The following is a 24626-nucleotide window of genomic DNA, read 5'->3' on the forward strand; positions in this document are numbered from 1 at the left end:
GGAGGGTTCCCGTTCCGCGGGCGCGGTGAGCGGCCGCAGGCCGGTTTCAGCCGGCGGGCAGCAGTTCCTTCAGCCGCAGCAAGGCGATCTTTTCGACCTGCTCAAGCGCGGTCGCGAATTCCTGCTCGGGGGTATTGTTCAACCGCTCCTCGAAGGCAGCGAGGATCGCGGTCTTGCTCGCGCCCTTCACCGCCATGATGAAGGGGACGCCGAAGCGGGCCTTGTAGGCCTCGTTCAGCGCCGTGAAGCGGGCACGCTCCTCGCCGCTCAGGCGGTCGAGCCCGGCGGAGGCCTGCTCGCCGCTCGATTCCGGCGTCAGCCCGCCCGCGGCCGCCAGCTTGCCGGCGAGGTCGGGATGGGCGAGGAGCAGGGCCTTCCGCTGCTCCGGGGTGCCCCTGTGCAGCGCCGCGACCATCGCCGCGTGCAGGCCTTCGGCGCTGTCCTGGCCTGCCGCGATGCCGGCGTCGCAGGTCGCCTCGGCGATCCAGGGCGAATGCTCCCAGACGCGGCCATAGACCTCGGTGAACAGCGCTTTCGGCAGCTTGGAAGGCACGTAGCCGCCTTCCGGCGGATGCGTCCTGACCCAGTGGCGGGCGATGTCGAGGCGGGTTGCGATCCAGACCCTGTCATGGCTTTTCACGTAATCGAGAAAGCGGGCGAGCGCCGCGGCGCGGCCCGGCCGGCCGGCGAGGCGGCAATGCAGCCCGACGGACAGCATCTTCGGCGCGGTCTCGCCCTCGGCGTAGAGGGTGTCGAAGGAATCCTTCAGATAGGCGAAGAACTGGTCGCCGCTGTTGAAGCCCTGCGGCGTGGCGAAGCGCATGTCGTTGGCGTCGAGCGTGTAGGGCACGGCGAGCTGCGGGCCTTTCGGACCGGCCAGCCAATAGGGCAGCTCGTCGGCATAGACATCGGCCGTGTAGAGGAAGCCGCCTTCCTCCATCGTCAGCGGAATGGTGTTCTCCGAGGTGCGGCCCTGATAGCAGCCGAGGGGGCGCTCGCCGGTCAGCGCGGTCTGGATGCGGATCGCCTCGAGGATGTCGGCGCGCTCGCGCTCCTTCGGCACGTCGCGGTAGTCGATCCATTTCAGCCCGTGGGTGGCGATCTCCCAGCCGGCCTCCTGCATCGAGCCGACGATCTCGGGATAGCGGGCGAGGGCCGTCGCAACGGCGAAGACGGTGACCGGGAGCTGGCGTTCGGTGAACATCCGCCAGAGCCGCCAATAGCCGGCGCGGGAGCCGTATTCGTAGATCGACTCCATGTTCATGTGGCGCTGGCCCGGCCAGGGCGCGGCCCCGACGATCTCGGAGAGGAAGGCCTCGGAGGCGGCGTCGCCATGCAGGATGCAGTTCTCGCCGCCCTCCTCGTAATTGATCACGAACTGGACGGCGATGCGGGCCTCGCCCGGCCAATGCGGATGGGGCGGGGTGCGGCCATAGCCCTTGAGGTCGCGGGGATAGGCGCTGTCGGTCATCGGGCAGGTGCTCGCAAACGGATTCGGATGGTGATGCGGGTCGCGCTCGCCGGGCGCTCAGCTTCCGCGATAGGTCGTATAGCCATAGGGCGAGGCGAGGAGCGGCACATGGTAGTGGCGGCTCGTGTCGGAGAGGCCGAAGCGCACGGTGACGACGTCGAGGAAAGCCGGCTCCGACAGCGGAACGCCACGCTCGCGGAAATAGGGGCCGATCGCGAAATCGATCTCGTAGATGCCGGGCCGCGTGGCTTCGGGCGCGAGGAGCGGGCCGTCGGTGCGGCCGTCCGCATTCGTCACGGTTTCGACGAGCGTCTCGCCGCCCTCCGGCCCGATGCGGCGCAGCAAGACCGCGACGCCGGCGGCGGGCACTCCGCCATGCGTATCCAGGATATGCGTCGTCAGCCCTGCCATGCCCGGTCTTTCCATCGGATTGGTTTCGGGGCCGGCGGCTTGCATGCCGGCTTGCGTCGACCGTAATTTGCCCTGCGGCGAAATCCAACGGCGCGCCGCGCCGGCTCGGCCGCATCGGGGATCGCGAACCGCCATGCTCAGCGCCTATCTGATGGAATGGGGCAGCATGATGCTGCGCTGGCTCCACGTCATCACGGCGATCGCCTGGATCGGTTCCTCCTTCTTCTTCATCCACCTCGACGCCTCGCTCAAGGCCGCGCCGGACATTCCGCCGGGCACGGGCGGACGCGCCTGGCAGGTCCATGGCGGCGGCTTCTACGAGATGCGCAAATACATGGTTGCGCCCGCCGTGATGCCGGCCGAGCTGACCTGGCACAAATGGCAGAGCTACTGGACCTGGATCTCGGGCTTCTTCCTGCTCGTCTGGGTCTATTACGCCCAGTCCGAGCTCTATCTGATCGACCCGGCGGTAATGCAGCTCTCGCCTCTCGCCGCCGGCGCGATCGGCATCGCGGCGCTGGTCGCCGGCTGGCTGATCTATGACTGGCTGTGCCGGTCGCCGCTGGGGCGGCACGACGTCCTGCTCGGGCTGATCGGCTTCGGCTATGTCGTCGCGGCGAGCTGGGCTTTCGCCAACGTCTTCTCCGGCCGGGGCGCGCTGATCCATACCGGCGCGCTGATGGCGACGATCATGACCGCCAACGTCTTCTTCAACATCATGCCCGGCCAGCGCAAGGTGATCGCGGCGCTGACGGCGGGCGAGAAGCCCGACCCGAAATACGGCAAGGCCGCCAAGCAGCGCTCGACGCACAACAACTACATCACCCTGCCGGTGCTGTTCCTGATGCTGTCGAACCATTATCCGGTGACCTTTGCCAATGCCGCGGTGATCCCGCTGCTGGTGGCGCTGGTGATCGTGGCCGGCGCGCTGATCCGGCACTTCTTCAATGTCCGCCATGCCGACCATGCGAAATCGCCGTGGTGGTGCTGGGCGGTGGCGATCCTGGCGCTGTGGCTCGCCTTCTGGGCGGCGATGTCGTCCTCGCCGGGCGGGCGCGAGCAGCTCGGCCTGAAGCCGCGCGAGCCGGGCCGGCCGGTTCTGCTGGCGGGCATGAGCCTGCCGCCGGCCGAGGTCACCAACATCGTCACAGGGCGCTGCGCCATGTGCCATGCGCCCGAGCCGTCCTGGCCCGGCATCCAGATCGCGCCCAAGGGCGTGCTGCTCGACGAGCCGGAGCGGATCGCCGCCCATGCCCGCGCCATCAGGACGCAGGCGGTGATGACCCATGCCATGCCGCCCAACAACCTGTCCGGCATGACGGCCGGGGAACGGCGGGTGCTCGCCGCCTGGCTCGCCGGAGCGGGGCGCTGAGGGGCCCTCCGGCCCTTCTCCACGGAAACGTGCCCTCATGCCGGATGCCAGGCCGGAGCCTGTCCGCTGAGGGTTCAGGCACGGATCCCGGATCTCCGCTTCGCCGCGTCCGGGACGCGCCGCGCGGTGGCGAGAACTTCGCTTCCTCCGGCCGGTCCGTCGGCAATCGCATTCGTTCTTTGTTCAGCTTCCGCCCAACGGGACCGCATCGGCGCGCCGGCGTTCAGATTCGGTTCATCTGTCCCTCAGCAATGTCCCGCCCGAACAGGCTGGAGGCAGGCGCCATGAAGGGGCCGTCCGGGCCTTGGGACCGTGGGGGTCCGCTTGAAGCGCTTGGATGCAAGGGGCGCCGGCTACCTGCTGGCGGCCATCGGCTTCGCCGTGGCGTGGATCGTGCTGTGCTGGCCCTGGCTGTCGGGGGCGGTAACGATTCCGTTCGACGCCAAGGCGCATTTCCAGGCGCAGGTCGAGTTCCTGGCCCGGGCGCTGCATTCCGGGCAGTCGCCCTTCTGGAACCATAACGTCTTCGCCGGCTCGCCGCAGATCGCGGATCCGCAGTCGCTGATCTTCTCGCCGGCGATCCTGCTGGCGCTGCTGTCGCCGGCGCCGAGCTTCCGCATGGTCGATGCCTTCGTGCTGCTGCATCTGCTGGCGGCCGGCCTCGCCGTGATGATGTTCTTCCGGGATCGCGGCTGGCATCCGGCCGGTGGGCTGCTGGCGGCGCTGGTCTTCGCCTTCGGCGCCTCGGCCTCCTGGCGCGTCCAGCATATCGGGCAGATCGAGAGCCTGGCCTTCTTTGCCATCGCCTTCTGGCTGACGGCGCGCATGCTGCAGCGCCACTCGGCCTGGGCGGGCGTCTTCGCCGGGCTCTCGGCGGGGCTGATGGTGCTGAAGCCGGACCAGGTCGCGATGCTCGGCGGCTATGTGCTGATCGGCATGGTGGTGGCGCACTGGATTTCGGGCGGCTGGCCGGCCATCCGCGGCTCGCTGCTGCCGGCCGCGCTGGCGAGCCTCGCCGGGCTTGCGGTGATCGCGATGCCGCTGCTCTGGACCTGGCTGTTCGCCGAGGCGACGACGCGGCCGGAGATCAGCCTCGGCGTCGCGACCTCGGGCTCGCTCCATCCGGCCTCGCTGCTGACCGCCTTCATCGGCGACCTGTTCGGCGCCAAGGACCCGAAGGTCGAGTTCTGGGGCCCCTATCTCAACCCGAACTGGGTGAAGGATCTGGCGCTCTCGCAGAACATGGCGCAGGTCTATATGGGCGCGCTGCCGATGCTGCTCCTGATCGCGCCGGGGCTGACGCGCGGCTGGCTGTGGGACAAGGCGGTCAGGCCGCTGACGCTGCTCTTCCTGTTCATGCTGCTCTATGCGCTGGGGCGCTACACGCCGCTCTTCGAGGCCGCCTACGACTATCTGCCCGGCGTGAAGATGTTCCGCCGCCCGGCGGATGCGACCTTCCTGATCGGCGCGCTCGGGGCGATCCTCTCCGGCTATGTGCTGCACCGGATGCTGACGGCCGAGGGCGTCTCCTTCCGCCGCGACCTGGCGATCGGTGGAGCGGCGGTGCTGGCGATCGCGCTCGGCGCCGTGCTGCTCTCGCGCGGCGAGGGGCATCTCGCCGATGCCTGGAAGCCGGTGGCCATGGCGCTCGGCTGGTTCGGCGCCGCGGCGCTGCTGCTCTTCGTGCTGCTGCGCTGGCGCGCCGCGCTCGGGCCGGCGGCGGCCGTGGTGCTGGTCGCCGGCGTCGTCGCCTCCGATCTCGGCAGCAACAACGGGCCCAACGAATCGACCGCCCTGTCGCCCGAGCTCTACGACGTGCTGCGGCCGAAGACCCACAACCAGACCATCGCGCTGCTCAAGCAGCTCACGGCGCAGCCGGCGGGCTCGCCGCGCCGCGACCGGGTGGAGCTGCTCGGCATGGGCTTCGAATGGCCGAATGCCGGCATGATCCACGGCTTCGACCACACGCTCGGCTACAATCCCCTGCGGCTCGAGGACTTCTCGGAAGCGGTCGGCACCGGCGACGGCATCGCCCGCCCGGCGGACCGCAAGTTCACGCCGCTCTTCCCCTCCTATCATTGCCGGCTCGCGAACCTGCTCGGCCTGCGCTACATCGCCTCGCCCGTGCCGATCGAGCAGGTCGACCGCGCGCTGAAGGAGGGCGACCTCAAGCTGCTGGCGCGGACGAAGCAGGGCTATGTCTACGAGAACCCGCAGGCCCTGCCGCGCGTGCAGTTCGTCGGCGGCTGGGAGCTGGCCGATTTCGAAAGCATGAAGCTTTCGGGACGCTGGCCGGACACCGATCCCGCGCAGGCGGTGCTGCTCGACGGCGAGCCGCCGCTCGCCACGCCGGAAGGGCCGGTCGCGGTCGATGCCGAGGTCAAGCTCGCGAGCTACCGCAACACCGTGGTCGAGATCGAGGTCACCACCCCGGCCGCCGGCTTCGTCGTGCTCAACGATATCTGGCATCCCTGGTGGCGGGCGCAGGTCGATGGCGTCGAGACCGAGATCCTGCGGGCCAATGTGCTGTTCCGCGCGGTGCAGGTTCCCGCCGGCACGCATAAGGTGACATTCAGCTTCCAGCCGCTGGCGGGAGCCATCGCCGAGGTCGAGGCGCGGCTCGCGCCGAAGGAGCCGGACGACACGCTGCCGCCGCCGCCTCCCTTCGACGGGAACGAGCCGCAGGTCGTGACGGGGCCGGGCGAGGAGCCTTTCCTGTCGGGGCTGTCGCCGGCGGTGCGGGATTCGCTGGGCTTCGGCGCGCGGCAGGCCGGTCCGGCCCGCCGCAAGGCGACCGCCTCGGCCCAGATCTTCGGCGAGGCCGAGGCGCATTGACCGCCCGCATGGGCGGCGGTCGCACACCGGCTCAGGCGACGCCGAGCTTCTTCTGCAGGCTGCTGGAGGAGGTGGTGTACTGGAAGGTCAGCCGCTTGTCCGGATAGACGTAGCGATGGACCTTCTGGGCGCAGAGCGCGCCCTCGTGGAAGCCGGAGAGGATCAGCTTCAGCTTGCCCGGATAGGTGTTGATGTCGCCGATGGCGAAGATGCCGGGCACGCTGGTCTCGAATTTCTCGGTGTCGACCGGGATCAGGTTCTCGTGCAGGTTCAGCCCCCAATCGGCGATCGGGCCGAGCTTCATGGTCAGCCCGAAGAAGGGTAAAAGCGTATCGCAGGCGATCTCGAAGCTGCCGCCGTCATTGTCGCGGCAGGTCACGGCCGCGAGCTTGCCGTTCTCGCCCTTGAGCCCGGTGATCTGGCCGAGCCTCATGTCCATCCGGCCGTCGGCGACGAGGGCGCGCATCTGCTCGACCGAATGCGGCGCGGCGCGGAAATCGTCGCGGCGGTGCATCAGCGTGACGCGGCTGGCCAGCGGCTGGAGGTTCAGCGTCCAGTCGAGGGCGGAATCGCCGCCGCCGACGATCAGGATGTTGCGGCCGCGGAAGGCCTCCATCTTGCGCACGGCATAGAAGACCGAGCCGCCGCGCTCGTATTCCTCGATGCCCGGGATCGGCGGCTTCTTCGGCAGGAAGGAGCCGCCGCCGGCGGCGATGACCACCGCCTTGGTGTCGAAGACCGTGCCGGCATCGGTGGTGACGCGGAAGCGCGGCGCCTCGGCCGTGCCGGTCGGCTCGACCGAGGCGATCATCTGGTTGAGATGGAAGGTCGGGCCGAAGGGCTTGATCTGCTCCAGCAGGTTGTCGACCAGCGCCTGGCCGGTGACCAGCGGGAAGCCGGGGATGTCGTAGATCGGCTTCTCGGGATAGAGCTCGGCGCATTGCCCGCCGACCTTCGGCAGGATGTCGACCAGATGGGCGCGGATATCGAGCAGGCCCAGCTCGAAGACGGCGAAGAGGCCGCAGGGGCCGGCGCCGACGATGACGACGTCCGTGGCGATGACTTCGGTGTCGCTGTTCGCGGCGTCGCTCATGATCCTACCTTCGATCCGGTCCAAATCGTGCGTTTGAACGAACCCCTTCGGCGCAGGACATGAGGCTTTCGGTGCCGCTTGGCAAGCGCCGCGACGGCTCAGGCGCCAGTATCGGCGTGCAGGCCGGCGGCGGCGATGCCGGCGGTTGCCGCGGCCTCGTCGTTGTCGGACGTGCCGCCGGAAATGCCGACGGCGCCGAGCAGTTCGCCCGCCGCGTCCCGGACGAGCACGCCGCCCGGGACGGGCACGAGCAGGCCGCCCACGGCATGGGTCGCCGCCTCGATGAAATAGGGCCGCTCCTGCGCCATCTTGTGGAGGGCGCGCGAGCCGAGCCCGAGCGCCACGGCGCCCTGCGCCTTGCCGAGGGCGATCTCGCCGCGCTTAAGGCTGGTGCCGTCCTGGGCGGCGAAGGCCTTCTGCGCGCCGCGCGCGTCGATGACCGCGACGGCGAGGGGCTTGAAGCCGTTCGCGGTGGCGTGGGTGAGGGCGGTGGCGAGGATCGTCTGGGCCTGGGCGAGCGTCAGCATCGTGGCAACTCCGATTCGGGGCGGGGGTTTTCCCTGCCAGTCTCGCGCGGCGCGGTGAAGCGGGCCGGCAGGCAAAGTCTTGTGTGGCGAGGGAGATAATGCCCGCAATCCGGCGCGATCCGCTTGAGAACGCACCTGAAGAGGCATGATTGTCTTGCGCTGGACACATGGAAAAGGCTTGATAGCCTGCCAAACCAAGGAGGTATCCATGGGTCTGTTCAGTTTCATCAAGGAAGCCGGTGCCAAGATCTTCGGCTCGGGCTCGGCCCAGGCGGCGACGCCCGACGCTCTGCAAAAGGAACTGGCCGGCCACGGCCTGCCTTCCGACGTCAACATCCAGATCGACGGCGACAAGGTGAAGGTCTCGGGCAAGGCGGTCTCGACCGAGGAGGCCGAGAAGATCATCCTCGCGCTCGGCAACACCACCGGCGTGGCGCAGGTCGAGTCCGACCTGATCGTCAACAAGGAGGCGCCGGCCGCCGTGTTCTACACCGTGAAGAAGGGCGACACGCTCTGGAAGATCGCCGAGGAGCATTACGGCAAGGGCCAGGGCGCGAAATACACCGAGATCGTCAAGGCCAACACGCCGCCGGTCAAGAATCCCGACCTGATCCAGCCGGGCTGGGTGCTGCGCATCCCGCCGCTGGGCTGAACGCGCCGCCGGCGCGGGCCCGCCCTGGCGAGCGCGGCGCCGGTCCGAGAGCGCCGCTGCTCCGCTGCCCGCCGGCTGCCCCGGGATCATGCCCCGGGCGGCGCGGCGGGCATTGGCGTTTCGCTGCGACGGCCCTATCTCCGCCTCCGGCCGCAGCGAAGGAGCGATCCGCCATGACCATGCACGACCTCGATATCGACGACCTCAAGGCCGGGCTGGCCGACGGCTCGATCCTGCTCGTCGACGTGCGCGAGCCGCATGAATTCGCGGCCGGTCATATTCCCGGCGCCGTCTCGCTGCCGCTGTCCCGGTTCGATCCGGCGGAGCTGCCGAGCGCGCCGGGCAAGCGCGTGGTCTTTTCCTGCGCCGCGGGCGTCCGCTCGCGGCACGCGCTCGCCTTCGCGCAATCGGCCGGGCTCGACATCGACAGCCATTATGCCGGCGGCTTCAGGGACTGGGCGATGCGCGGCGAGCCGATTTCACACGACTGATCCGAGGGTTGCCGCCGTCGCGGCGGGCCCGTTCAAGACCAAGGTTATTGTCATGTCCATTCGTACGCTTCTTTGCAGCACCGCCTGCGCCCTGGTTCTCGCGGCCGCGCTGCCGGTCGCGGCGCCGGCGCAGGGCGTCCCGGCCCAGGGGGCCGCTTCCGCGCCCGCCGGCGAGGCCGAATTGCAGGCCGCCATCACCAAGTCGAACGCCTATACCGCGCTGATGAACCGTACGCTGCGGGCGATCCAGTCCTGGGAGCGCTATGCGAGCTGGGTCGACATGAAGAAGGGGCCGACCGGCAAGGAGCGCTACATCTCCTACGGGCTCTACAGCCTCTATGACGTCACCGGCGAGATCAGGAAGGCCGAGGAGGCCGCGGCGCGCGAGCCCAAGCTGCCCGAGATCGACGCGGCGATGCTGGCCTATATCAAGGCCTATCAGGAGCTGGCGCCGCTGATCACCCGGGCCGAACGCTATTACAACCGCAAGGATTACCGCGACGACAATCTCGCCGAGGGCAAGGCGCTGCACGAGCAGATGGTGCCGGCGGCCAAGGCCTTCCTCGAGCAGCGCGCCCGGGTCGACGCGATGATGCGCGTCTACAAGACGGCGCTCGATGCGCAGGAGCTGGCGGCGATCGAGCAGCGCGAGGGCAAGTCGGTGCGCTGGGTGGTCCGCAACGTCATGATCAATGCGCGCGCGGTGATCGACCTGATGCCGACCAACGAGAAGCCGATCGTCGATCTCAAGGCCTTCGATGCCGCCGTCGCCGGCTATGCCAGGGCGATCCGCGAAATGGACGATTTCAAGGACAAGAATCCGGGCAAGTCGCTGTTCATGGACAGCCAGGCGAGCTCCTGGCTCGGCAAGCTGCGCGACTTCTCGGAGAAGCTCGCCAAGAGCAAGGGCGACGTCCGCCGCGGCGCCGCCAACGACGCCAACTGGATCGTCAACAACTACAACACGATGATCACCCTCTCGGAGACCGCGGTCAGCTTCCCCCGATAGAGCGAAGGGCGCGGCCCCGGCGCATGGCGCGCCGGGGCTGACATGGGCGCGTTTCTGTTCCAGTCTTTCATGAGACCTAACTGAGGATATGCCTCATGCGTCCCATGAAATTCGGATTCGGCCAGCCGGTGCGGCGGGTCGAGGATCTGCGCCTGACCACCGGCACCGGCCGCTATACCGACGACATTGCAGCCGAGGGCGCGCTGCACGCCTATGTGCTGCGCTCGCCATACGCCCATGCCCGCTTCGCCATCCGCGACAAGCAAGCCGCCCGCGGGATGAAGGGCGTCAAGCTCGTCCTGACCGGGGAGGACGTCGCCCATTACGGCGACCTGCCCTGCAAGGGGCATATCGAGACGGTCTCGGGCGGGATGTCTCAGTCGCTGCCCGTGCCGGTGCTGCCGCGCGACACCGTGCGCCATGTCGGAGAGGCGGTCGCCTTCATCGTCGCCGAGACGCTGGCGCAGGCCCGCGACGCGGCCGAGGCGATCGCGATCGACTGGGAGCCGCTGCCGGCGGTGACCGGCATCGCGGAAGCGCTGGCCGAGGGCGCGCCGCAGATCTGGCCGGACCGGCCGGGCAATGTCGCCTTCGAGGCGGAGCAGGGCGACCGCGAAAAGACCGAGAAGGCCTTCGCCAAGGCGGCGCGCACCGTCTCGCTCACCGTCGTCAACAACCGGCTCGCCTCCAACTACATGGAGACGCGCGCCTGCATCGCCGATTACGACAAGGCCGAGAAGCGCTGGACGCTGACGCTGGGCAGCCAGGGCAGCCACGGCATGCGCGACCTGATCGCGAGCTATGTGCTCAAGGTCGATCCCAGGCGCATCCGCGTGGTGACGCCGGATGTCGGCGGCGGCTTCGGCACCAAGATCTTCCTCTATCGCGAATATCCGCTGGCGATGATCGCCGCGGAGAAGCTCAAGCGCCCGGTGCGCTGGGTCGCGGACCGCAACGAGCATTTCCTCGCCGACACCCATGGCCGCGCCAATCTCGCCACGGCGACGATGGCGCTCGATGCGCGGGGCAGGTTCATCGGACTCAAGGTCGATCTCTGCGCCGAGATGGGGGCGTGGCTCTCGCAATACGGGCCCTTCATCCCCTGGGTCGGCACGACGATGACGCCCGGCTGCTACAACATCCCGGCGGTGCATGTGCTGTTCCGCGGGGTGCTGACCAACACGACACCGGTCGACGCCTATCGCGGTGCCGGGCGGCCGGAGGCGGCCTATCTGATCGAGCGGCTGGTCGACGCCGTCGCCCGCGAGACCGGCAAGTCGCCCGATGCGGTGAGGGCGCAGAATTTCGTCAAGCCCTCGCAGATGCCGCACAGGACCGAGACCGGCCCGGTCTATGATTCCGGCGAGTTCGAGGGCCATATGCGCCGCGCCATGGAGGTGGCCGACTGGAAGGGCTTCAAGGCCCGCGCCGCGGCTTCGAAGAAGGCGGGCAGGATCCGCGGCATCGGCATGTCCTGCTATATCGAGGCCTGCGGCGGCGGCGGGCCGGAAAGCTCGACCGTGATCCTGGAGAAGGACGGCACCGTCACGGTGCTGATCGGCACCCAGTCGAACGGGCAGGGGCATGAGACGGCCTATTCGCAGCTCGTCTCGCAGCATCTCGACATTTCGATGGACCGGATCCGCGTGGTGCAGGGCGATACCGACCGGGTCGAGACCGGCTCCGGCACCGGCGGCTCGCGCTCGATCCCCGTCGGCGGAGCGGCGCTGGACAAGGCGACCGAGATCCTCACCGACAACCTCAAGCAGCTCGCTTCCGAGAAGCTGGAGGCGGCCGTCGGGGACCTCGAGATCGCCAGCGGCGCGGTCCGTGTCGTCGGCACCGACAAGGCGCTCGACCTCGCGGAGATCGCGGTGCTGCCGGGCGCGACGCCGCAGATGCTCAAGGTGCATCAGAGCTGGACGCCGCCGGAGGCGACCTATCCGAACGGCACCCATGTCTGCGAGCTGGAGATCGACCCCGGTACCGGCCACACCGAGATCCTCAACTATGTCGTGGTCGACGATTTCGGCGTGACGCTCAATCCGCTGATGCTGCAGGGCCAGGTGCATGGCGGCGCGGTGCAGGGCATCGGCCAGGCGCTGATGGAGGAGATCCGCTTCGATGCCGACGGGCAGATGCTGACCGCGACCTTCATGGACTACGCCATGCCGCGTGCGATCGACGTGCCGAACTTCCATTTCGAGACCCGCAATGTGCGCTGCCTCACCAATGCGATCGGCGTGAAGGGGGCGGGCGAGGCGGGGGCGATCGGCGCCTGTCCGGCGGTGATGAACGCCATGGTCGACGCGCTCGACCGGGCCGCCGGCATCAAGGCGATCGACATGCCGGCGACGCCGGTGAAGGTGTTCAACGCGCTGAAGGAGGCGGGCTACCGGCTCTGAGGCGGGTGTGGATTACGCCGGTCCGCTGCGCCGCTCACGCAAAAGCGACTTGGCTCCGCCGCGATCATCGTTTGATCTGGAAGCGTTCAAAACGGCGCCGCCCCGGCGGCGCCACGCTTCGAAGGGGAACTGAATGATCCGCACCGCTTTCGTGCTCGCCGGCCTCGGGCTCGGCCTCGCCGCCACCATGGCCCAGGCCGATCCGATCGCCGAACGCCAGCAGTTGATGAAGGGGGTGGGCCGGGCGACGCGCGAGGGGGCGGCCATGGCGAAGGGCGACGCCGCCTTCGACGCGGCCAAGGCGCAGGGCATCTTCAAGACCTATGCCGATGCGGCGAAGACGATGCCGACGCTGTTTCCCGAGACCTCCAGGACCGGCGGCGAGACCACGGCCGCGCCGAAGATCTGGGAGGACCAGGCCGGCTTCAAGGCCGCCTTCGCCAAATTCGAGGCCGATGCGGGCGCCGGCGCGGGCGTGACCGATCTCGCCGGCTTCCGTGCCGCCTTCGGGGCCGCGACGAAGAATTGCGGCGCCTGCCACGAGGTCTACCGGGTCAAGAGGTGAAGGCCCGCAGGAGGCCTTCGGAACAGCGGGCGCCAGAGATGGCCGCCCGCTTTTTTCGCATGCGAGGGAGCCTTTCGCGCTTTCGAGGCGTTTGAAGCAGGCTCGCCGCGCCCCGCGAGGCGCGGCCTATTCTGGAATTGTTGCAGCGAAAGGGTTGCCGGCGATCGGCTCCGCCGTCCAATCTGTCGATTGCGCCTGATGGAGACAACGATGCTGCTGCTGCGCCGCCTTCTGGTCACGCTCGTCCTGCTGGCGGCCGTCGCGCTGGGCGGCTTCTACCTGCTGACGGATCCCCGCCTGGTCTCGCCGGCTCCCGAGGTCGGGGCGCTGCCGGCTCCCGATATCGAGAACGGCAAGGTGCTGTTCGCGGCGGGCGGCTGCGCCTCCTGCCATGCCACGCCGGGGCAGGACGACCGCACGCGGCTCGGCGGCGGGCTGGCGCTGGCCTCGGCCTTCGGCACCTTCCACGCGCCCAACATCTCGCCGCATACGCGCGACGGCATCGGCAACTGGGGCATCCAGGATTTCGTCGATGCGATGGCGGCCGGCGTCGGCCGGCAGGGCGAGCATCTCTATCCGGCCTTTCCCTATACCTCCTACCGGCTGATGCCGCCCAAGGCATTGGCCGATCTTTTCGCCTATATCCGCACCCTGCCGCCGGTCGAGGGCCGGGCGCCGGCGCATGAGCTGCGCTTCCCCTTCAACATCCGGCGGCTGGTCGGCGGCTGGAAGCTGCTGTTCTTCGAGGGCGGCTCCTTCCGCCCGGACCCGGCGAGGAGCGAGGCCTGGAACCGCGGCGCCTATCTCGTCAACGGACCCGGCCATTGCGCCGAATGTCACTCCAGCCGCAACGGCTTCGGCGCGATCGTGCCGGCGACGCGCTTCGCCGGCGGGCCCGACCCGGAGGGCAAGGGCTTCGTCCCCAACATCACGCAGGACGAGGCGGACGGGCTCGGCAAATGGTCGAAGGAGGAGATCGCGGAGCTGCTGAAGACCGGCTTCACGCCGAGCTTCGACAGCGTCGGCGGCCCGATGGCGGAGGTGGTGCGCAATATGGCGCAGCTTTCCGATGCCGATCGGGCGGCGATGGCGGAATATCTGAAGTCCCTGCCGGCGGTCGCGACTCCGCCGCGGCCTCAGGCGAAGTAGCGGTCGCGGAAGCCGTGGCCTGTTCCGCGGTTACGCGCGTGACCCGGCATATTGCGCGTCGGTGACGTGCTCCAGCCACTCGACGGCCGAGCCGTTCAGCTTCTCCTGAAGGGCGATATGGCTCATCGCTGTGGTCGCCGTGGCGCCGTGCCAGTGCTTTTCGCCGGGTGGGAACCAGACGACGTCGCCCGCCCGGATCTCCTCGACCGGCCCGCCTTCGCGCTGGGCCCAGCCGCAGCCGGCCGTGACGATCAGGGTCTGGCCGAGCGGGTGGGTATGCCAGGCGGTGCGGGCGCCGGGCTCGAAGGTGACGAGCGCCGTGGCGATCCGCGCCGGTTCCGGCGGGTTGAACAGCGGGTCGATGCGGACCGGGCCGGTGAAGTATGCGGCCGGGCCCGGGCCCGAGGGCTGGGTGCCGATGCGGCGGATCTCCATGGCTTCGCCTCCGCTTTCGGCCGGGCTATTCCATCACCGCGGCTTTGAGGATGCAGACCATCAGCGCATGCCCCGGCTCCTTGCCGACGCAGCGGACGACATGCCGGCGGTCGCAGCGATAGCGCAGCGTCTCGCCCGCCTTGGCACGCTGGACGATGTCGCCGACCTCGACCTCGAACTCGCCGGCGGTGACGGAGAGGGATTCGATCGAGCCGCGCTGATGGCCCTCCGAATCGAGCTCGCCGCCCGGCTCCGAGGTCACATCGTACCATTGCAGCCATTCGACGGTCTTGATCCAGCCGATGATGGCGAGCCTGAGCTTGCCGTCCTCCGAGACGAGGATCGGCGTGTCGGCGCGGGTGGTCTTGTCGATGAAGGGCTCTTCCTCGCCGCTGGAAAGCACCCGCTCGATCGAGATGTCGAGCGCCTGCGACAGCCGCCAGATCGTCGCCAGCGTCGGGTTGGTCTCGTTGCGCTCGATCTGGCTGATGATCGACTTGGCGACGCCGGACTGTTCGGCGAGGTCGGAGAGCGAGAAGTTGTAGGCCTTGCGCAGGCGCTGGATCGTCTTGCCGAGCTGGCCGGAGATCACCTGCGCGCCCGATTCCAGCTCGCGCCCGCCGCGCTCTTTCGTCTCGATGCCCATCCGGCCTGTCCCGCTCGCTGTCCCGATCGCCTGCCTCGCAACGATCTTTATAACGAACGGACAATGCCTGTTCTCCGGCTGCGGAGCAAGTCTCGGGAGCGAGTCTCGCGGCCGGTCGGGGCGGCTTCAGGCGACGCGGCTGGGGCCGGCTTCGCGCTGGGCGCGCCGGGCGAGGCCGAGCTGGCGCTCGCGGAAGATCACGTAAATGCCCGAGGCGATGACGATGAAGGCGCCGATCAGGATCGTCGCCGCCGGCCATTCCCCGAACCAGAACCAGCCGATCGCCACCGCCCAGAGCATGGTCGAATATTCGAAGGGGGCGACCAGGGAGGCGTCGCCATAGCGATAGGCCTGGACGATCAGGATCTGGCCGAGGCCGCCGAGCACGCCGATGAGGACCATCAGCGCGGCGTCCTGGTAGCTCGGCAGGTTCCAGCCGAGCAGGATGGTCGAGAGGCCGAGCAGGCTGGTCAGCAGCATGAAGTAGAAGACGATGGCGCCGGTGCGTTCCGTCTGCGTCAGCAGCCGGACCTCGACCGAGGCGAAGGCCGAGCAGAAGGCGCCGGCGAGGCCGAGCGCCGCGCCGATGGCCGCGCCCGGCCCGAGCTGGTGGGCGCCGGCGCCGAGATGCGGCGAGAGCATGATCAGCACGCCGACGAAGCCGATCGTGACGGCGCTCCAGCGATAGATCCGCACGCGCTCCTTCAGCACCAGCGCCGCGAGCACCACGACCGCCAGCGGCGCGGCATAGCCGATGGCGACGGCCTCCGAGAGCGGCAGGAACTGCAGGGCCGCGAAGCCGCAGAACATGCCGGTGGAGCCCATGATGCCGCGCTTGAGATGGCCGCGCAGATTGCTCGTCTTCAGCGCCTCCGGCAGCTCGGAGCGCCAGCCGAGCCAGATCAGCAGCGGGATCATCGCGAAGAAGGAGCGGATGAAGACGATCTCGCCCGTCGGGTAGCGCGTCGAGATGGCCTTGATGCCGGCCGACATCAGCGTGAAGAACAGCGCCGAGAGCAGCTTGAGACTGATGCCGAGGAGAGGGGACAAGGCGGCGCGCGGCGGGAGGGCGGGAACGGTTTCGGGCGAAACCGTCCCTCCTTAGATCATGGCGCGGCGGGGTTGCGAAGCGCCAAGGCTGCAACGCCGCCCAGCGGCTGGCGAGGGCAGGCCCCCAGCCGTCGCCGCGAGGAGCGGGCCGCCCGCCATGACGGCCGGCCCGCCGCCGGCGTCAGAAGGTGCCGCGGAAGGAGCCGCCGTCGATCAGGACGTTCTGGCCGGTGATGTAGCCGGCATGGGCGCTCGCCAGGAAGGCGCAGAGCCTGCCGAACTCGTCGGGCGTGCCGAGGCGCCCGGCCGGGACCGCGGCGAGCCGGTTCCTGGTCGCCTGCTCGATGCTGATGCCCTGCATCTCGGCGACCTTGTTGGTTGCGGTCTTGATCCGGTCGGTGTCGAACACGCCGGGCAGGATGTTGTTGATGGTGACGTTGGCATGGGCGACCTCGCGCGCCACGCCGGCCAGGAAGGCGGTGAGGCCGGCGCGGGCGGCGGAGGAGACGTCGAGCCCGGTCAGCGGCGTCACCACGCTCGCCGAGGTGATGTTGACGATGCGGCCGAAGCCGCGCGCGACCATGCCGTCGATGACGCGCTGCACCAGCTCGAGCGGCGTCGCCATGTTCTGGACGACGCCTTCCAGCAGGCCCTCGCGCGTCACCTCGCGGAAAGGCTTCGGCGGCGGGCCGCCATTGTTGTTGACGAGGATGTCGGGATTCGGCGCGGCGGCGAGCAGCGCGTCCTGCCCGGCCCGGGTCGAGACGTCGGCGACGACGGCGATGACGGTCGCGCCGGTGCTGGCACGGATATCGCTTGCCGTCGCTTCGAGGGTGGCGGCGTCGCGGCCATTGACCACGACCGTGCAGCCGGCCTCGGCCAGGGCCTGCGCGCAGCCGCGGCCCAGCCCCTTGCTGGAGGCACAGACGATGGCCGTGCGGCCGGCGATTCCAAGATCCATCAGCTTTCTCCGTCAGCTTCGCCTGCTGCGCTCATGCAGCCATGCATCGGAAAGGCAGAGCATGGATTGGCGGCTCCGTCATCAAAGCGCAACGCAAATCAGACACACGCCGCAGGCATCGCAACAGCATGGGCCGCCGGGCATGAGCGACGAGGACGACGCGAAGCAGGTCCGCAGCATCTTCATCTCGGACCTGCATCTGGGCACGCGGGGAGCCCAGGCCGATCTCGTGCTGGAGTTCCTGCGCGCCTACGATGCGCCGACCATCTATCTGGTCGGCGACATCATCGACGGCTGGCGGCTGAAAAGCGGCTGGTATTTCCCGCAGACGCACAACGACGTCATCCAGAAGCTGCTGCGCAAGGTGCGCAAGGGCTCGAAGCTGATCTACGTCACCGGCAACCACGACGACTTCCTGCGCGACTTCACCGGCCTGCAGTTCGGCGGCATCACGCTGGTCGACGACATCGTCCACGAGACCGCCGACGGCAAGCGCCTGCTCGTGATCCATGGCGACCTGTTCGACCTGGTGGTGCGCAACGCCAAATGGCTCGCCTTGCTCGGCGACTGGGCCTACACCGTCGCGCTCGGCCTCAACATGGCGCTCAACAAGGTGCGGCGCTGGCTGCAACTGCCGCACTGGTCGCTCTCGGCCTGGGCCAAGCACAAGGTCAAGAACGCCGTGAACTATATCGGCGAGTTCGAAACCTGCCTCGCCGAGGAGGCGCGCCGCCACGACGCCGACGGCGTGATCTGCGGCCATATCCATCACGCCGCCTTCCGTGAGATCGACGGGCTGACTTACATCAACACCGGCGACTGGGTCGAAAGCTGCACGGCCTTCGTCGAGCATCATGACGGGCGCTTCGAGCTGATCCGCTGGCCGCAGGGGCGCCTCAAGGGCGAGGCGCCCGCGCCCGTCGTCGTGCCGGCCCGCCCGGCCGCCGTGCCGGAGCTGGCGGAGGCGGCGCGCAGCCTGCTCCGGCCGGCAGAGCTGGCGCGCATCCTCGGCGCGCAAGCGGAGACGGCCGGACGGAAAGCGCGCTGATGCGCGTCCTCATCGCCACCGACGCCTGGCGGCCGCAGATCAACGGGGTGGTGCGCTCGCTGGAGCGGATGATCCGGGCCGCGCCGGATTTCGGCGCGACGGCGGCGGCGCTGACCCCGGACGGCTTCCGGCAGATCGCGATGCCGAGCTATCCCGATATCCGGCTTGCCCTCGCCACCCGCCGGGCGCTGGCGCAGCGGATCGCGGAGTTCGGCCCGGACCATATCCATATCGCGACCGAGGGGCCGATCGGCTGGCTGACGCGGGCGGTCTGCCTGGCGCAGAAGCGGCCCTTCACCACGAGCTACCACACCCGCTTCCCGCAATATGTCGCGGCGCGCTGGCCGATCCCCGAAAGCTGGAGCTACCGCCTGCTGCGGCGCTTCCACGGGCCCGCGGCGGCGGTCATGGTCTCGACCGCGACGGTGGAGGAGGAGCTGCGCGGGCACGGCTTCGAGAAGCTGGTGCGCTGGGGGCGGGGCGTCGATCTCGACCTGTTCCATCCGCGCCCGCACAGCGTGCTCGACCTGCCGCGGCCGATCTTCCTCAGCGTCGGGCGGGTCGCGGTCGAGAAGAATCTCGAGGCCTTCCTGTCGCTCAGGCTGCCGGGCAGCAAGGTCGTGGTCGGCGACGGGCCGGCGCGGGCGGATCTGCAGCGCGCCTTTCCCGACGCGCATTTCCTCGGGGTGAAGGAGGGCGAGGAGCTGGCGGCGATCTACGCCTCCAGCGACGTCTTCGTGTTTCCGAGCCTGACCGACACCTTCGGCATCGTGCTGCTGGAGGCGGCGGCGAGCGGCCTGCCGGTCGCGGCCTTTCCGGTGCAGGGACCGCGCGACGTCTTCGCCGGCAGCGGTGCGGCCGTGCTCGGCGAGGATTTGCGCAACGCCGCGATGCAGGCGCTCAGGATCGCGCCCGAGACCGCGATGGAGCTGGCTGCGCGCCATAGCTGGGCGAGCAGCGCGGCGCAGTTCTACGGGCATATCCGCCGCGTGGCGCGCGAGGCCGGCTATCTGCCGCGCGAGCAGCCGGCCGCGCCCGCGGCGAGCGGCTTCACAGCCTTCGCGAGCGGGCGTGGCGCGGAAGGGCGCGCGCCGCGGCGCCTGCCGGCTTGAGCTGGGCGCGGAAGCCGTCGCGGCGCTCGTGCACCGAGGCGATGACCAGGCCCATCGGCACGCCGAGCCCGACCAGCGCGGCTTCAGACAATTGCAGGCTCGCCTCGATCGTCTCCGGCACCGCGTCGTTGACGCCGATCTCGTAGAGATGGCGGGCATGGGCGGCGTCGCGGGCGCGGGCGACGATGACGATGTCCGGCCGCAGCGCCCGCGCCGCCTGCACGGTCGCATCGACGGCGCGCGGATTGTCGATGGTCAGGATCAGCGCCGTCGCCTCCTCCAGCCCGCAGAGCTTGAGGAATTCCGGCTGCGTCGCGTCGCCGTAGAAGGCGGGGCGGCCGGCGCGGCGCTGGGCGGTGATCAGCGCCGCGTCCGAATCGATCACGATATGCGACTTGCCATGCTCCTCCAGCATCGAGGCGACGAGCCGTCCGACGCGGCCGCCGCCGACGACGATGGCGCGGGGCGCCCGGTCGTCCGGCGGCAGGGCCTTCGCCTCCTCGGGCAGCGCGACGGCCGGCGCGAGCTTCTGGGCGAAATGGCGGGCGAAGCGCGCCTGCAGGGGCAGGGTGATCATGCTCAGGGAGACGGCGGCGAGCGCGATGCTGGTCGCGCCGTGCCCGACCAGCCCGACGCTGGAGGCGCCGTTCAGGAGCACGAAGGCGAATTCGCCGCCGGGGCTGACCATCAGCGCGGTTTCGAGCGCTGCCGCCGCGTTCAGCCGGAAACGGCGGGCGAGCACGAAGATGATCAGGCTCTTGATTGCGACCAGCCCGACCGCGACCAAGAGGATCGCCACCGGGTGCCCGGCGATCTCGGCCGGGTTCACGCCCATGCCGACCGTCAGGAAGAAGACGCCGATCAGCAGCGACTTGAACGGGTCGATCGTGACCTCGACCGCGCGGCGGAATTCGGTCTCGGCCAGCAGCAGCCCGGCGATGAAGGCGCCGAGCCCCATGGACAGGCCGGCGGCGGCGGCGATCAGCCCGGTGCCGAGGGCAGTCAGCAGCGTCGCCGCCATGAAGCTCTCGGCCGAATCGGTCGAGGCGACGAGGCGGAAGAGCGGCTTCAATGCCAGCCGGCCGATGACGACGATGGTGGCGATGGCGGCCGCGGCCTGGACGAAGGCCTGGGCCAGCCCGGCGAGCAGCGAGCCCGATCCGTTCTGCGTCTCGAGCACATGGACCAGGAAGAGCAGCGGGACCACGGCGAGGTCCTGGCAGAGCAGGATGGCGAAGCTGGCGCGCCCGGCCGAGGAGGTCATCCGCTTCTTCGCCGCGAGCAATTCGACGATCATCGCGGTGGAGGAGAGGGCGAGCCCGAAGCCAATGATCAGCGCCGCGGTCGCCGGCTGCCCGAGCGCATAGGCGATCAGCCCGATCGCGGCGGCCGAGAGCCCGACCTGTCCGAGCCCCAGGCCGAAGACGAGGCGCTTCATCGTCATCAGGCGCTCGAAGGACAGTTCCAGCCCGATGACGAAGAGCAGGAAGGCGACGCCGAGCTCGGCCGGCCCGGCCAGCGCCTCGGCGTTCGAGACGGTGACGGTGCGCAGCAGCGGAATCGACGAGACCAGCCCGCCGAGGCCGAAGGGGCCGAGCAGCGCGCCGCAGGCGATGAAGGCGATGATAGAGTTGACCTTGAGCGTCTTGGCGAGCGGCACCACCACCCCCGCCGTCGCGAGCACGACGACGGCGTCCTTGTAGACGGCGGGATCGACGGTTCCGGCCACGGACTGTCCTTGCGATTCGAGCGGGTCGGGATGACCCGCCATTCTTGCGGCCCGCCGGTGCGATGCACAATCGCGGAATCGCCGCGCCCTGCGAGAAATTTGCATTGCAGGGCGAGACTTTAGGCATGGCTGCCCGGCTGCCTTGCGCAAAAAGCGGTTCCCGCCGGCTTCGGGGATGGGCTAGCCTTCGCGCGCACGCTCAGAAGGATGGCTCATGCGTTTCACCGGCACCGAGAACTATGTCGCGACCGAGGATCTCACCGTCGCCGTCAACGCCGCGATCCGGCTGGAGCGGCCGCTGCTGGTGAAGGGCGAGCCCGGCACCGGCAAGACCGTGCTGGCGGAGGAGATCGCGGCCGCGCTCGGGGCGCCGCTGATCACCTGGCACATCAAGTCGACGACCAAGGCGCAGCAGGGCCTCTACGAATATGACGCGGTGAGCCGGCTGCGCGACAGCCAGCTCGGCGATCCGCGCGTCTCGGACATCGCCAACTACATCAAGCGCGGCAAGCTCTGGGAGGCCTTCGCCTCGCCGGTGCGGCCGGTGCTGCTGATCGACGAGATCGACAAGGCCGATATCGAGTTCCCCAACGACCTGCTGCTCGAGCTCGACCGGATGGAGTTCCACGTCTACGAGACCGGCGAGACCATCAAGGCGGCGCAGCGGCCGGTGATGATCATCACCTCCAACAACGAGAAGGAGCTGCCGGACGCCTTCCTGCGCCGCTGCTTCTTCCACTATATCCGCTTCCCCGACGCCGAGACCATGCAGGCGATCGTCGAGGTGCATTTCCCCGGCATCAAGAAGCGCCTGATGGAGGAGGCGCTGCGCCTGTTCTTCGAGATGCGCGAGGTGCCCGGCCTCAAGAAGAAGCCCTCGACCTCGGAGTTGCTCGACTGGCTGAAGCTGCTCGTCGCCGAGGATATCGGGCCGGAGGTGCTACGCGAGCGCGACCCGCGCAAGCTGATCCCGCCGCTGCACGGGGCGCTGCTCAAGAACGAGCAGGACGTCTCGCTGTTCGAGAAGCTCGCCTTCATGGCGCGGCGGGAGAGCCGCTGAAGCGATCAACCGATACCCAGCAGCGGGCGGGCATTGAGCGCGGCGACGAGAGCCGCGCCCGTCAGGCAGGCATAGGCGAGGGCGAAGGCGTCGACGGCGCGCAGCGCCACAGCCGGACGGAGCGGCGAAGCCAGGAGCGCGAAGCCCGGCACGATCTGCATGGCATGCAACGCCAGGAAATGCGCGGGGCGCAGATCGCCGACGCTCAGTGACCAGCCGAAGAAGGGGATGACGGCGGCTGTCGGCAACGGGGTGCCGACCGTATGCCCGCCGGCGCCGCTCAGCGTTGCGCCGGAGAGAATGCCGAGCACGGCCGTCAGGCCGAGGCCCAGGATCAGGGAGCGGCGCAGGATCGGGGGCAGCGGAGCCGCATCCTTGCGGGCGAGGCCGTAGGCGAGGATACCGCTTGCGGCGGTGAAGAGCACGGCAGCGATCCCCATCGCCGAATAGAGCGCGATGGCGGCCGGGCCGTCGGCGTTGTAGTGGGAAGCCTCCGCGCGCGAGGCGCGCCAGGCGATGTAGACGAGCTCGAAGAAGAGCAGGCCGATCACCGGCCAGACCGTGAAGCGGCCGAGCCGCGAACGCTGGAAGGCTTCGCTGGTCAGCGGCAGCAGCAGCGCGAAGGAGAACAGGTAGACCGCGATCGAGATCTCGAATTTCAGCGGCTTGAGCCAGACGGGGTCGCCATTGAAGAGCCGCGGGTCGATGGCATAGGCAAGCGCCGTCGGGATCGCGAGCAGCGCCATCGCAATGCCCGCGGCGCCCAGGCGGGGCTCCCATTCGAGTGCCCGGAACGGCGCCGGCAGCCGCGCCAGGAAACGTGGAATCCGGTCTTCCGCAACGATGTCCCGGCTCGTCGCGACGAGGCGATAGAGCAGGTAGCCGACCGGGCCGAAAAGGAAGGTCAGGGCGAGGACCGGCAGCATCGCCCAATGCGGCAGGCCCTCGCGCTGCGCGCGGCGCAGCAGCCAGGCGCCGGTCAGGAGGTCGAAGGCGAGGTAATGGACCCAGCCGGCGAGCAGCAGCGGTCGCGAGGCGAACAGGGCGGCGACGTCGTCGAGCGAGGAAAAGCCGCCGCGGGCCTCGTGCCAATGCACCGCGATCAGGACCAGGTAGCCGAGCGAGAGCAGCGTCGGAATGGCGAGGCCGGCGAGGACCTGGCTCGCCCGCCAGCGCGGCGCGGCGATCAGCAGGAGCCAGCCGCAGACGGCCAGCAGATTCGCGCCGGAGAAGGCAGCGTTCCCTATCGAAGGCGGCATCATATCCTCCGAACTTGACAGTGTTCAGTTGCAGGCTGGTTGTGACCCGGTATCTTAACGACGTCAAGATTATTTTGACGCTGTTTAGATGAGCGGAGTTCCCGATGACCGAAGCGATGTCGCGGGTCACGCGCGAGCACTATCACCACGGCGCCCTGCGCCAGGCGATGATCGCGGCGGCGGAAGCGGTGCTGGCCGAGCGCGGGCTCGGCGGTTTCACCCTGCGCGAATGCGCCCGGCGGGCGGGAGTGTCGCCGGCCGCCCCGGCCCATCACTTCGGCAATCTGACCGGCTTGCTGACGACGATCGCGACGCTCGGGTTCGACGATCTCTCGGATGCGATGGAGGCGGCTGTTGCGTCGGCACAGGCGCAGGGACGCAGCCGCCTCGCCGCGATCGCGCGGGCCTATGTCGAGACGGCACTCGGCAATCCGGGGCGCTTTCGCGTCGTCTTCGGCCAGCGGGAAATGGACCGGCAGGACGCCGCCTTCCGGGCTGCGGCGACGCGGTCCTTCGGCATCCTGGTTCGCGAGGTGCGGTTGAGCCGCGGCCTGCAGCCTTCTCGTTTGCCGGACGAGAAGCCCGCTGCCCAGGCCCCCGCTCCCGATCTGCCGGAGGTGCTGCTCGCCTGGTCCGCGGTCCACGGCTTCTCGACCCTGCTGATCGATGGCGCGCTGGATTTCCTGACTGCAGAAGAGGGGCGGCAGGCTTTTCTCGACAAGCATGCGGCCCGGCTCTTCGCATTGCTGGCATCGGCGCTTTCGGCCGGGCAGGGGCTCGCAAAAGAAGCCGCCCGCGATTAGGTTTCCCGCATGCGACGCCTCATGCTCCTGCGCCATGCGAAATCGAACTGGCCCGCCGGCGTCGCCGATCGGGACAGGCCCCTGGCTGCGCGGGGGCGCGAGGCGGCCCCGGTGATGGGGCGCTATCTCGCGGACGAGCTGCTGCTGCCGGATCTGGTGCTGATCTCGCCGGCGAAGCGCACGGTCGAGACCTGGGAGCTGGTCGCGCCGATGCTGCCGGAGAAGCCCGCGACCCAGTACGAGCCGCGCATCTACGAGGCCAAGGCCGCGGCGCTGCTCTATGTCGTGCAGGAGATGGAGCCTTCGGTGAAGACGCTCCTGATGATCGGCCACAATCCCGGCTTCGAGGAGCTGGCGCGGCGGCTCGCCGGCCATGGCGACCGCTACGCCTCGGCGCGGATGAGCCAGAAATATCCGACCGCCGGCCTCGCCGTGCTCGATTTCGCCATCGACGACTGGCGCGATGTCGCCGAGCATGGCGGGCGGCTCGACCGTTTCGTCACGCCGGCCTCGCTCGGGGAAGGACCCGACGAATGACCGCGG

At 69.2% G+C, this 24626-nt stretch carries 23 protein-coding genes; 13 read left to right on the forward strand and 10 right to left on the reverse strand.

Features of this window, described 5'->3' with window-relative positions; all coding sequences use genetic code 11:
• Positions 1-46: 46 nt before the first annotated feature.
• Complete coding sequence (gene puuE / locus ACWH43_RS08515; protein WP_158443310.1) at positions 47-1471, reverse strand: allantoinase PuuE; 1425 nt, start codon at positions 1469-1471, stop codon at positions 47-49.
• A 57-nt stretch (positions 1472-1528) separates the two neighbouring features.
• The gene (gene uraH / locus ACWH43_RS08520; RefSeq protein WP_158443311.1) at positions 1529-1882 is read right to left on the reverse strand and encodes a hydroxyisourate hydrolase; all 354 of its coding nucleotides are present in this window, start codon (positions 1880-1882) and stop codon (positions 1529-1531) included.
• 133 nt (positions 1883-2015) lie between these two features.
• Here uraH and ACWH43_RS08525 point away from each other — a divergent pair, with 133 nt between their 5' ends.
• Together ACWH43_RS08525 and ACWH43_RS08530 are read left to right on the forward strand one after the other, a co-directional pair.
• Complete coding sequence (locus ACWH43_RS08525) at positions 2016-3254, forward strand: urate hydroxylase PuuD (protein ID WP_158443312.1); 1239 nt, start codon at positions 2016-2018, stop codon at positions 3252-3254.
• 324 nt (positions 3255-3578) lie between these two features.
• Positions 3579-6089 carry a YfhO family protein gene (locus tag ACWH43_RS08530; RefSeq protein ID WP_158443313.1) on the forward strand — a complete coding sequence of 837 codons (2511 nt, stop codon included), beginning with the start codon at positions 3579-3581 and terminating at the stop codon, positions 6087-6089.
• Positions 6090-6120: 31 nt separating this feature from the next.
• On the opposite strand, the gene ACWH43_RS08535 is transcribed toward ACWH43_RS08530, so the two are convergent.
• The gene (locus ACWH43_RS08535) at positions 6121-7182 is read right to left on the reverse strand and encodes an NAD(P)/FAD-dependent oxidoreductase (RefSeq protein ID WP_158443314.1); all 1062 of its coding nucleotides are present in this window, start codon (positions 7180-7182) and stop codon (positions 6121-6123) included.
• A gap of 98 nt (positions 7183-7280) precedes the next feature.
• Complete coding sequence (locus tag ACWH43_RS08540) at positions 7281-7709, reverse strand: GlcG/HbpS family heme-binding protein (protein ID WP_158448091.1); 429 nt, start codon at positions 7707-7709, stop codon at positions 7281-7283.
• Positions 7710-7917: 208 nt separating this feature from the next.
• Here ACWH43_RS08540 and lysM point away from each other — a divergent pair, with 208 nt between their 5' ends.
• The 6 genes from lysM (at position 7918) to ACWH43_RS08570 (ending at position 13980) form a co-directional block, all read left to right on the forward strand.
• Entirely contained in the window at positions 7918-8361 is a 444-nt protein-coding gene (lysM, locus tag ACWH43_RS08545; protein ID WP_158443315.1) for a peptidoglycan-binding protein LysM, read from the forward strand.
• 173 nt (positions 8362-8534) lie between these two features.
• Positions 8535-8852, forward strand: coding sequence for a rhodanese-like domain-containing protein (locus ACWH43_RS08550; protein ID WP_158443316.1), 318 nt, complete (start codon positions 8535-8537; stop codon positions 8850-8852).
• A gap of 52 nt (positions 8853-8904) precedes the next feature.
• Positions 8905-9861: a YiiG family protein gene (locus tag ACWH43_RS08555; protein WP_158443317.1), complete on the forward strand. Its 957-nt coding sequence runs from the start codon at positions 8905-8907 to the stop codon at positions 9859-9861.
• A gap of 95 nt (positions 9862-9956) precedes the next feature.
• Positions 9957-12266, forward strand: coding sequence for a xanthine dehydrogenase family protein molybdopterin-binding subunit (locus tag ACWH43_RS08560; protein WP_158443318.1), 2310 nt, complete (start codon positions 9957-9959; stop codon positions 12264-12266).
• 133 nt (positions 12267-12399) lie between these two features.
• Positions 12400-12831, forward strand: a complete 432-nt coding sequence (locus ACWH43_RS08565) for a c-type cytochrome (protein WP_158443319.1) — start codon at positions 12400-12402, stop codon at positions 12829-12831.
• Between the two features lie 219 nt (positions 12832-13050).
• Positions 13051-13980 (forward strand): c-type cytochrome, encoded by a 930-nt coding sequence (locus ACWH43_RS08570; protein ID WP_375796983.1) that lies wholly within the window; start codon positions 13051-13053, stop codon positions 13978-13980.
• 30 nt (positions 13981-14010) lie between these two features.
• On the opposite strand, the gene ACWH43_RS08575 is transcribed toward ACWH43_RS08570, so the two are convergent.
• The 4 genes from ACWH43_RS08575 to ACWH43_RS08590 form a co-directional block, all read right to left on the reverse strand.
• Positions 14011-14415 (reverse strand): (R)-mandelonitrile lyase, encoded by a 405-nt coding sequence (locus ACWH43_RS08575; protein ID WP_158448092.1) that lies wholly within the window; start codon positions 14413-14415, stop codon positions 14011-14013.
• Between the two features lie 25 nt (positions 14416-14440).
• The gene (locus ACWH43_RS08580; protein WP_158448093.1) at positions 14441-15061 is read right to left on the reverse strand and encodes a helix-turn-helix domain-containing protein; all 621 of its coding nucleotides are present in this window, start codon (positions 15059-15061) and stop codon (positions 14441-14443) included.
• Positions 15062-15187: 126 nt separating this feature from the next.
• The gene (locus ACWH43_RS08585; protein WP_260347760.1) at positions 15188-16111 is read right to left on the reverse strand and encodes a DMT family transporter; all 924 of its coding nucleotides are present in this window, start codon (positions 16109-16111) and stop codon (positions 15188-15190) included.
• A gap of 181 nt (positions 16112-16292) precedes the next feature.
• A complete protein-coding gene (locus ACWH43_RS08590; RefSeq protein ID WP_158448094.1) occupies positions 16293-17072 on the reverse strand; it encodes an SDR family oxidoreductase in 780 nt (259 codons plus the stop codon).
• Between the two features lie 142 nt (positions 17073-17214).
• On the opposite strand from ACWH43_RS08590, the gene ACWH43_RS08595 reads away from it, so the two are divergent.
• Both ACWH43_RS08595 and ACWH43_RS08600 read left to right on the forward strand, forming a co-directional pair.
• Complete coding sequence (locus tag ACWH43_RS08595; RefSeq protein WP_158446941.1) at positions 17215-18120, forward strand: UDP-2,3-diacylglucosamine diphosphatase; 906 nt, start codon at positions 17215-17217, stop codon at positions 18118-18120.
• Positions 18120-19232: a glycosyltransferase family 4 protein gene (locus ACWH43_RS08600; protein WP_158446942.1), complete on the forward strand. Its 1113-nt coding sequence runs from the start codon at positions 18120-18122 to the stop codon at positions 19230-19232. Before ACWH43_RS08595 ends, ACWH43_RS08600 begins: the two co-directional genes overlap by 1 nt.
• Here ACWH43_RS08600 and ACWH43_RS08605 read toward each other — a convergent pair.
• On the reverse strand, positions 19171-20961 hold the full coding sequence (locus tag ACWH43_RS08605; protein WP_260347761.1) for a cation:proton antiporter domain-containing protein: 1791 nt from the start codon (positions 20959-20961) through the stop codon (positions 19171-19173). The genes ACWH43_RS08600 and ACWH43_RS08605 overlap by 62 nt on opposite strands.
• Before the next feature lie 214 nt (positions 20962-21175).
• Here ACWH43_RS08605 and ACWH43_RS08610 point away from each other — a divergent pair, with 214 nt between their 5' ends.
• Positions 21176-22021, forward strand: coding sequence for an AAA family ATPase (locus ACWH43_RS08610; RefSeq protein WP_158446944.1), 846 nt, complete (start codon positions 21176-21178; stop codon positions 22019-22021).
• 5 nt (positions 22022-22026) lie between these two features.
• On the opposite strand, the gene ACWH43_RS08615 is transcribed toward ACWH43_RS08610, so the two are convergent.
• Complete coding sequence (locus ACWH43_RS08615) at positions 22027-23280, reverse strand: ABA4-like family protein (RefSeq protein ID WP_158446945.1); 1254 nt, start codon at positions 23278-23280, stop codon at positions 22027-22029.
• Positions 23281-23384: 104 nt separating this feature from the next.
• On the opposite strand from ACWH43_RS08615, the gene ACWH43_RS08620 reads away from it, so the two are divergent.
• On the forward strand, positions 23385-24083 hold the full coding sequence (locus ACWH43_RS08620) for a TetR/AcrR family transcriptional regulator (protein WP_158446946.1): 699 nt from the start codon (positions 23385-23387) through the stop codon (positions 24081-24083).
• Positions 24084-24092: 9 nt separating this feature from the next.
• Positions 24093-24620, forward strand: coding sequence for a SixA phosphatase family protein (locus ACWH43_RS08625; RefSeq protein ID WP_158446947.1), 528 nt, complete (start codon positions 24093-24095; stop codon positions 24618-24620).
• Positions 24621-24626 lie beyond the last annotated feature (6 nt).

It is taken from the genome of Allobosea minatitlanensis, assembly GCF_964020775.1.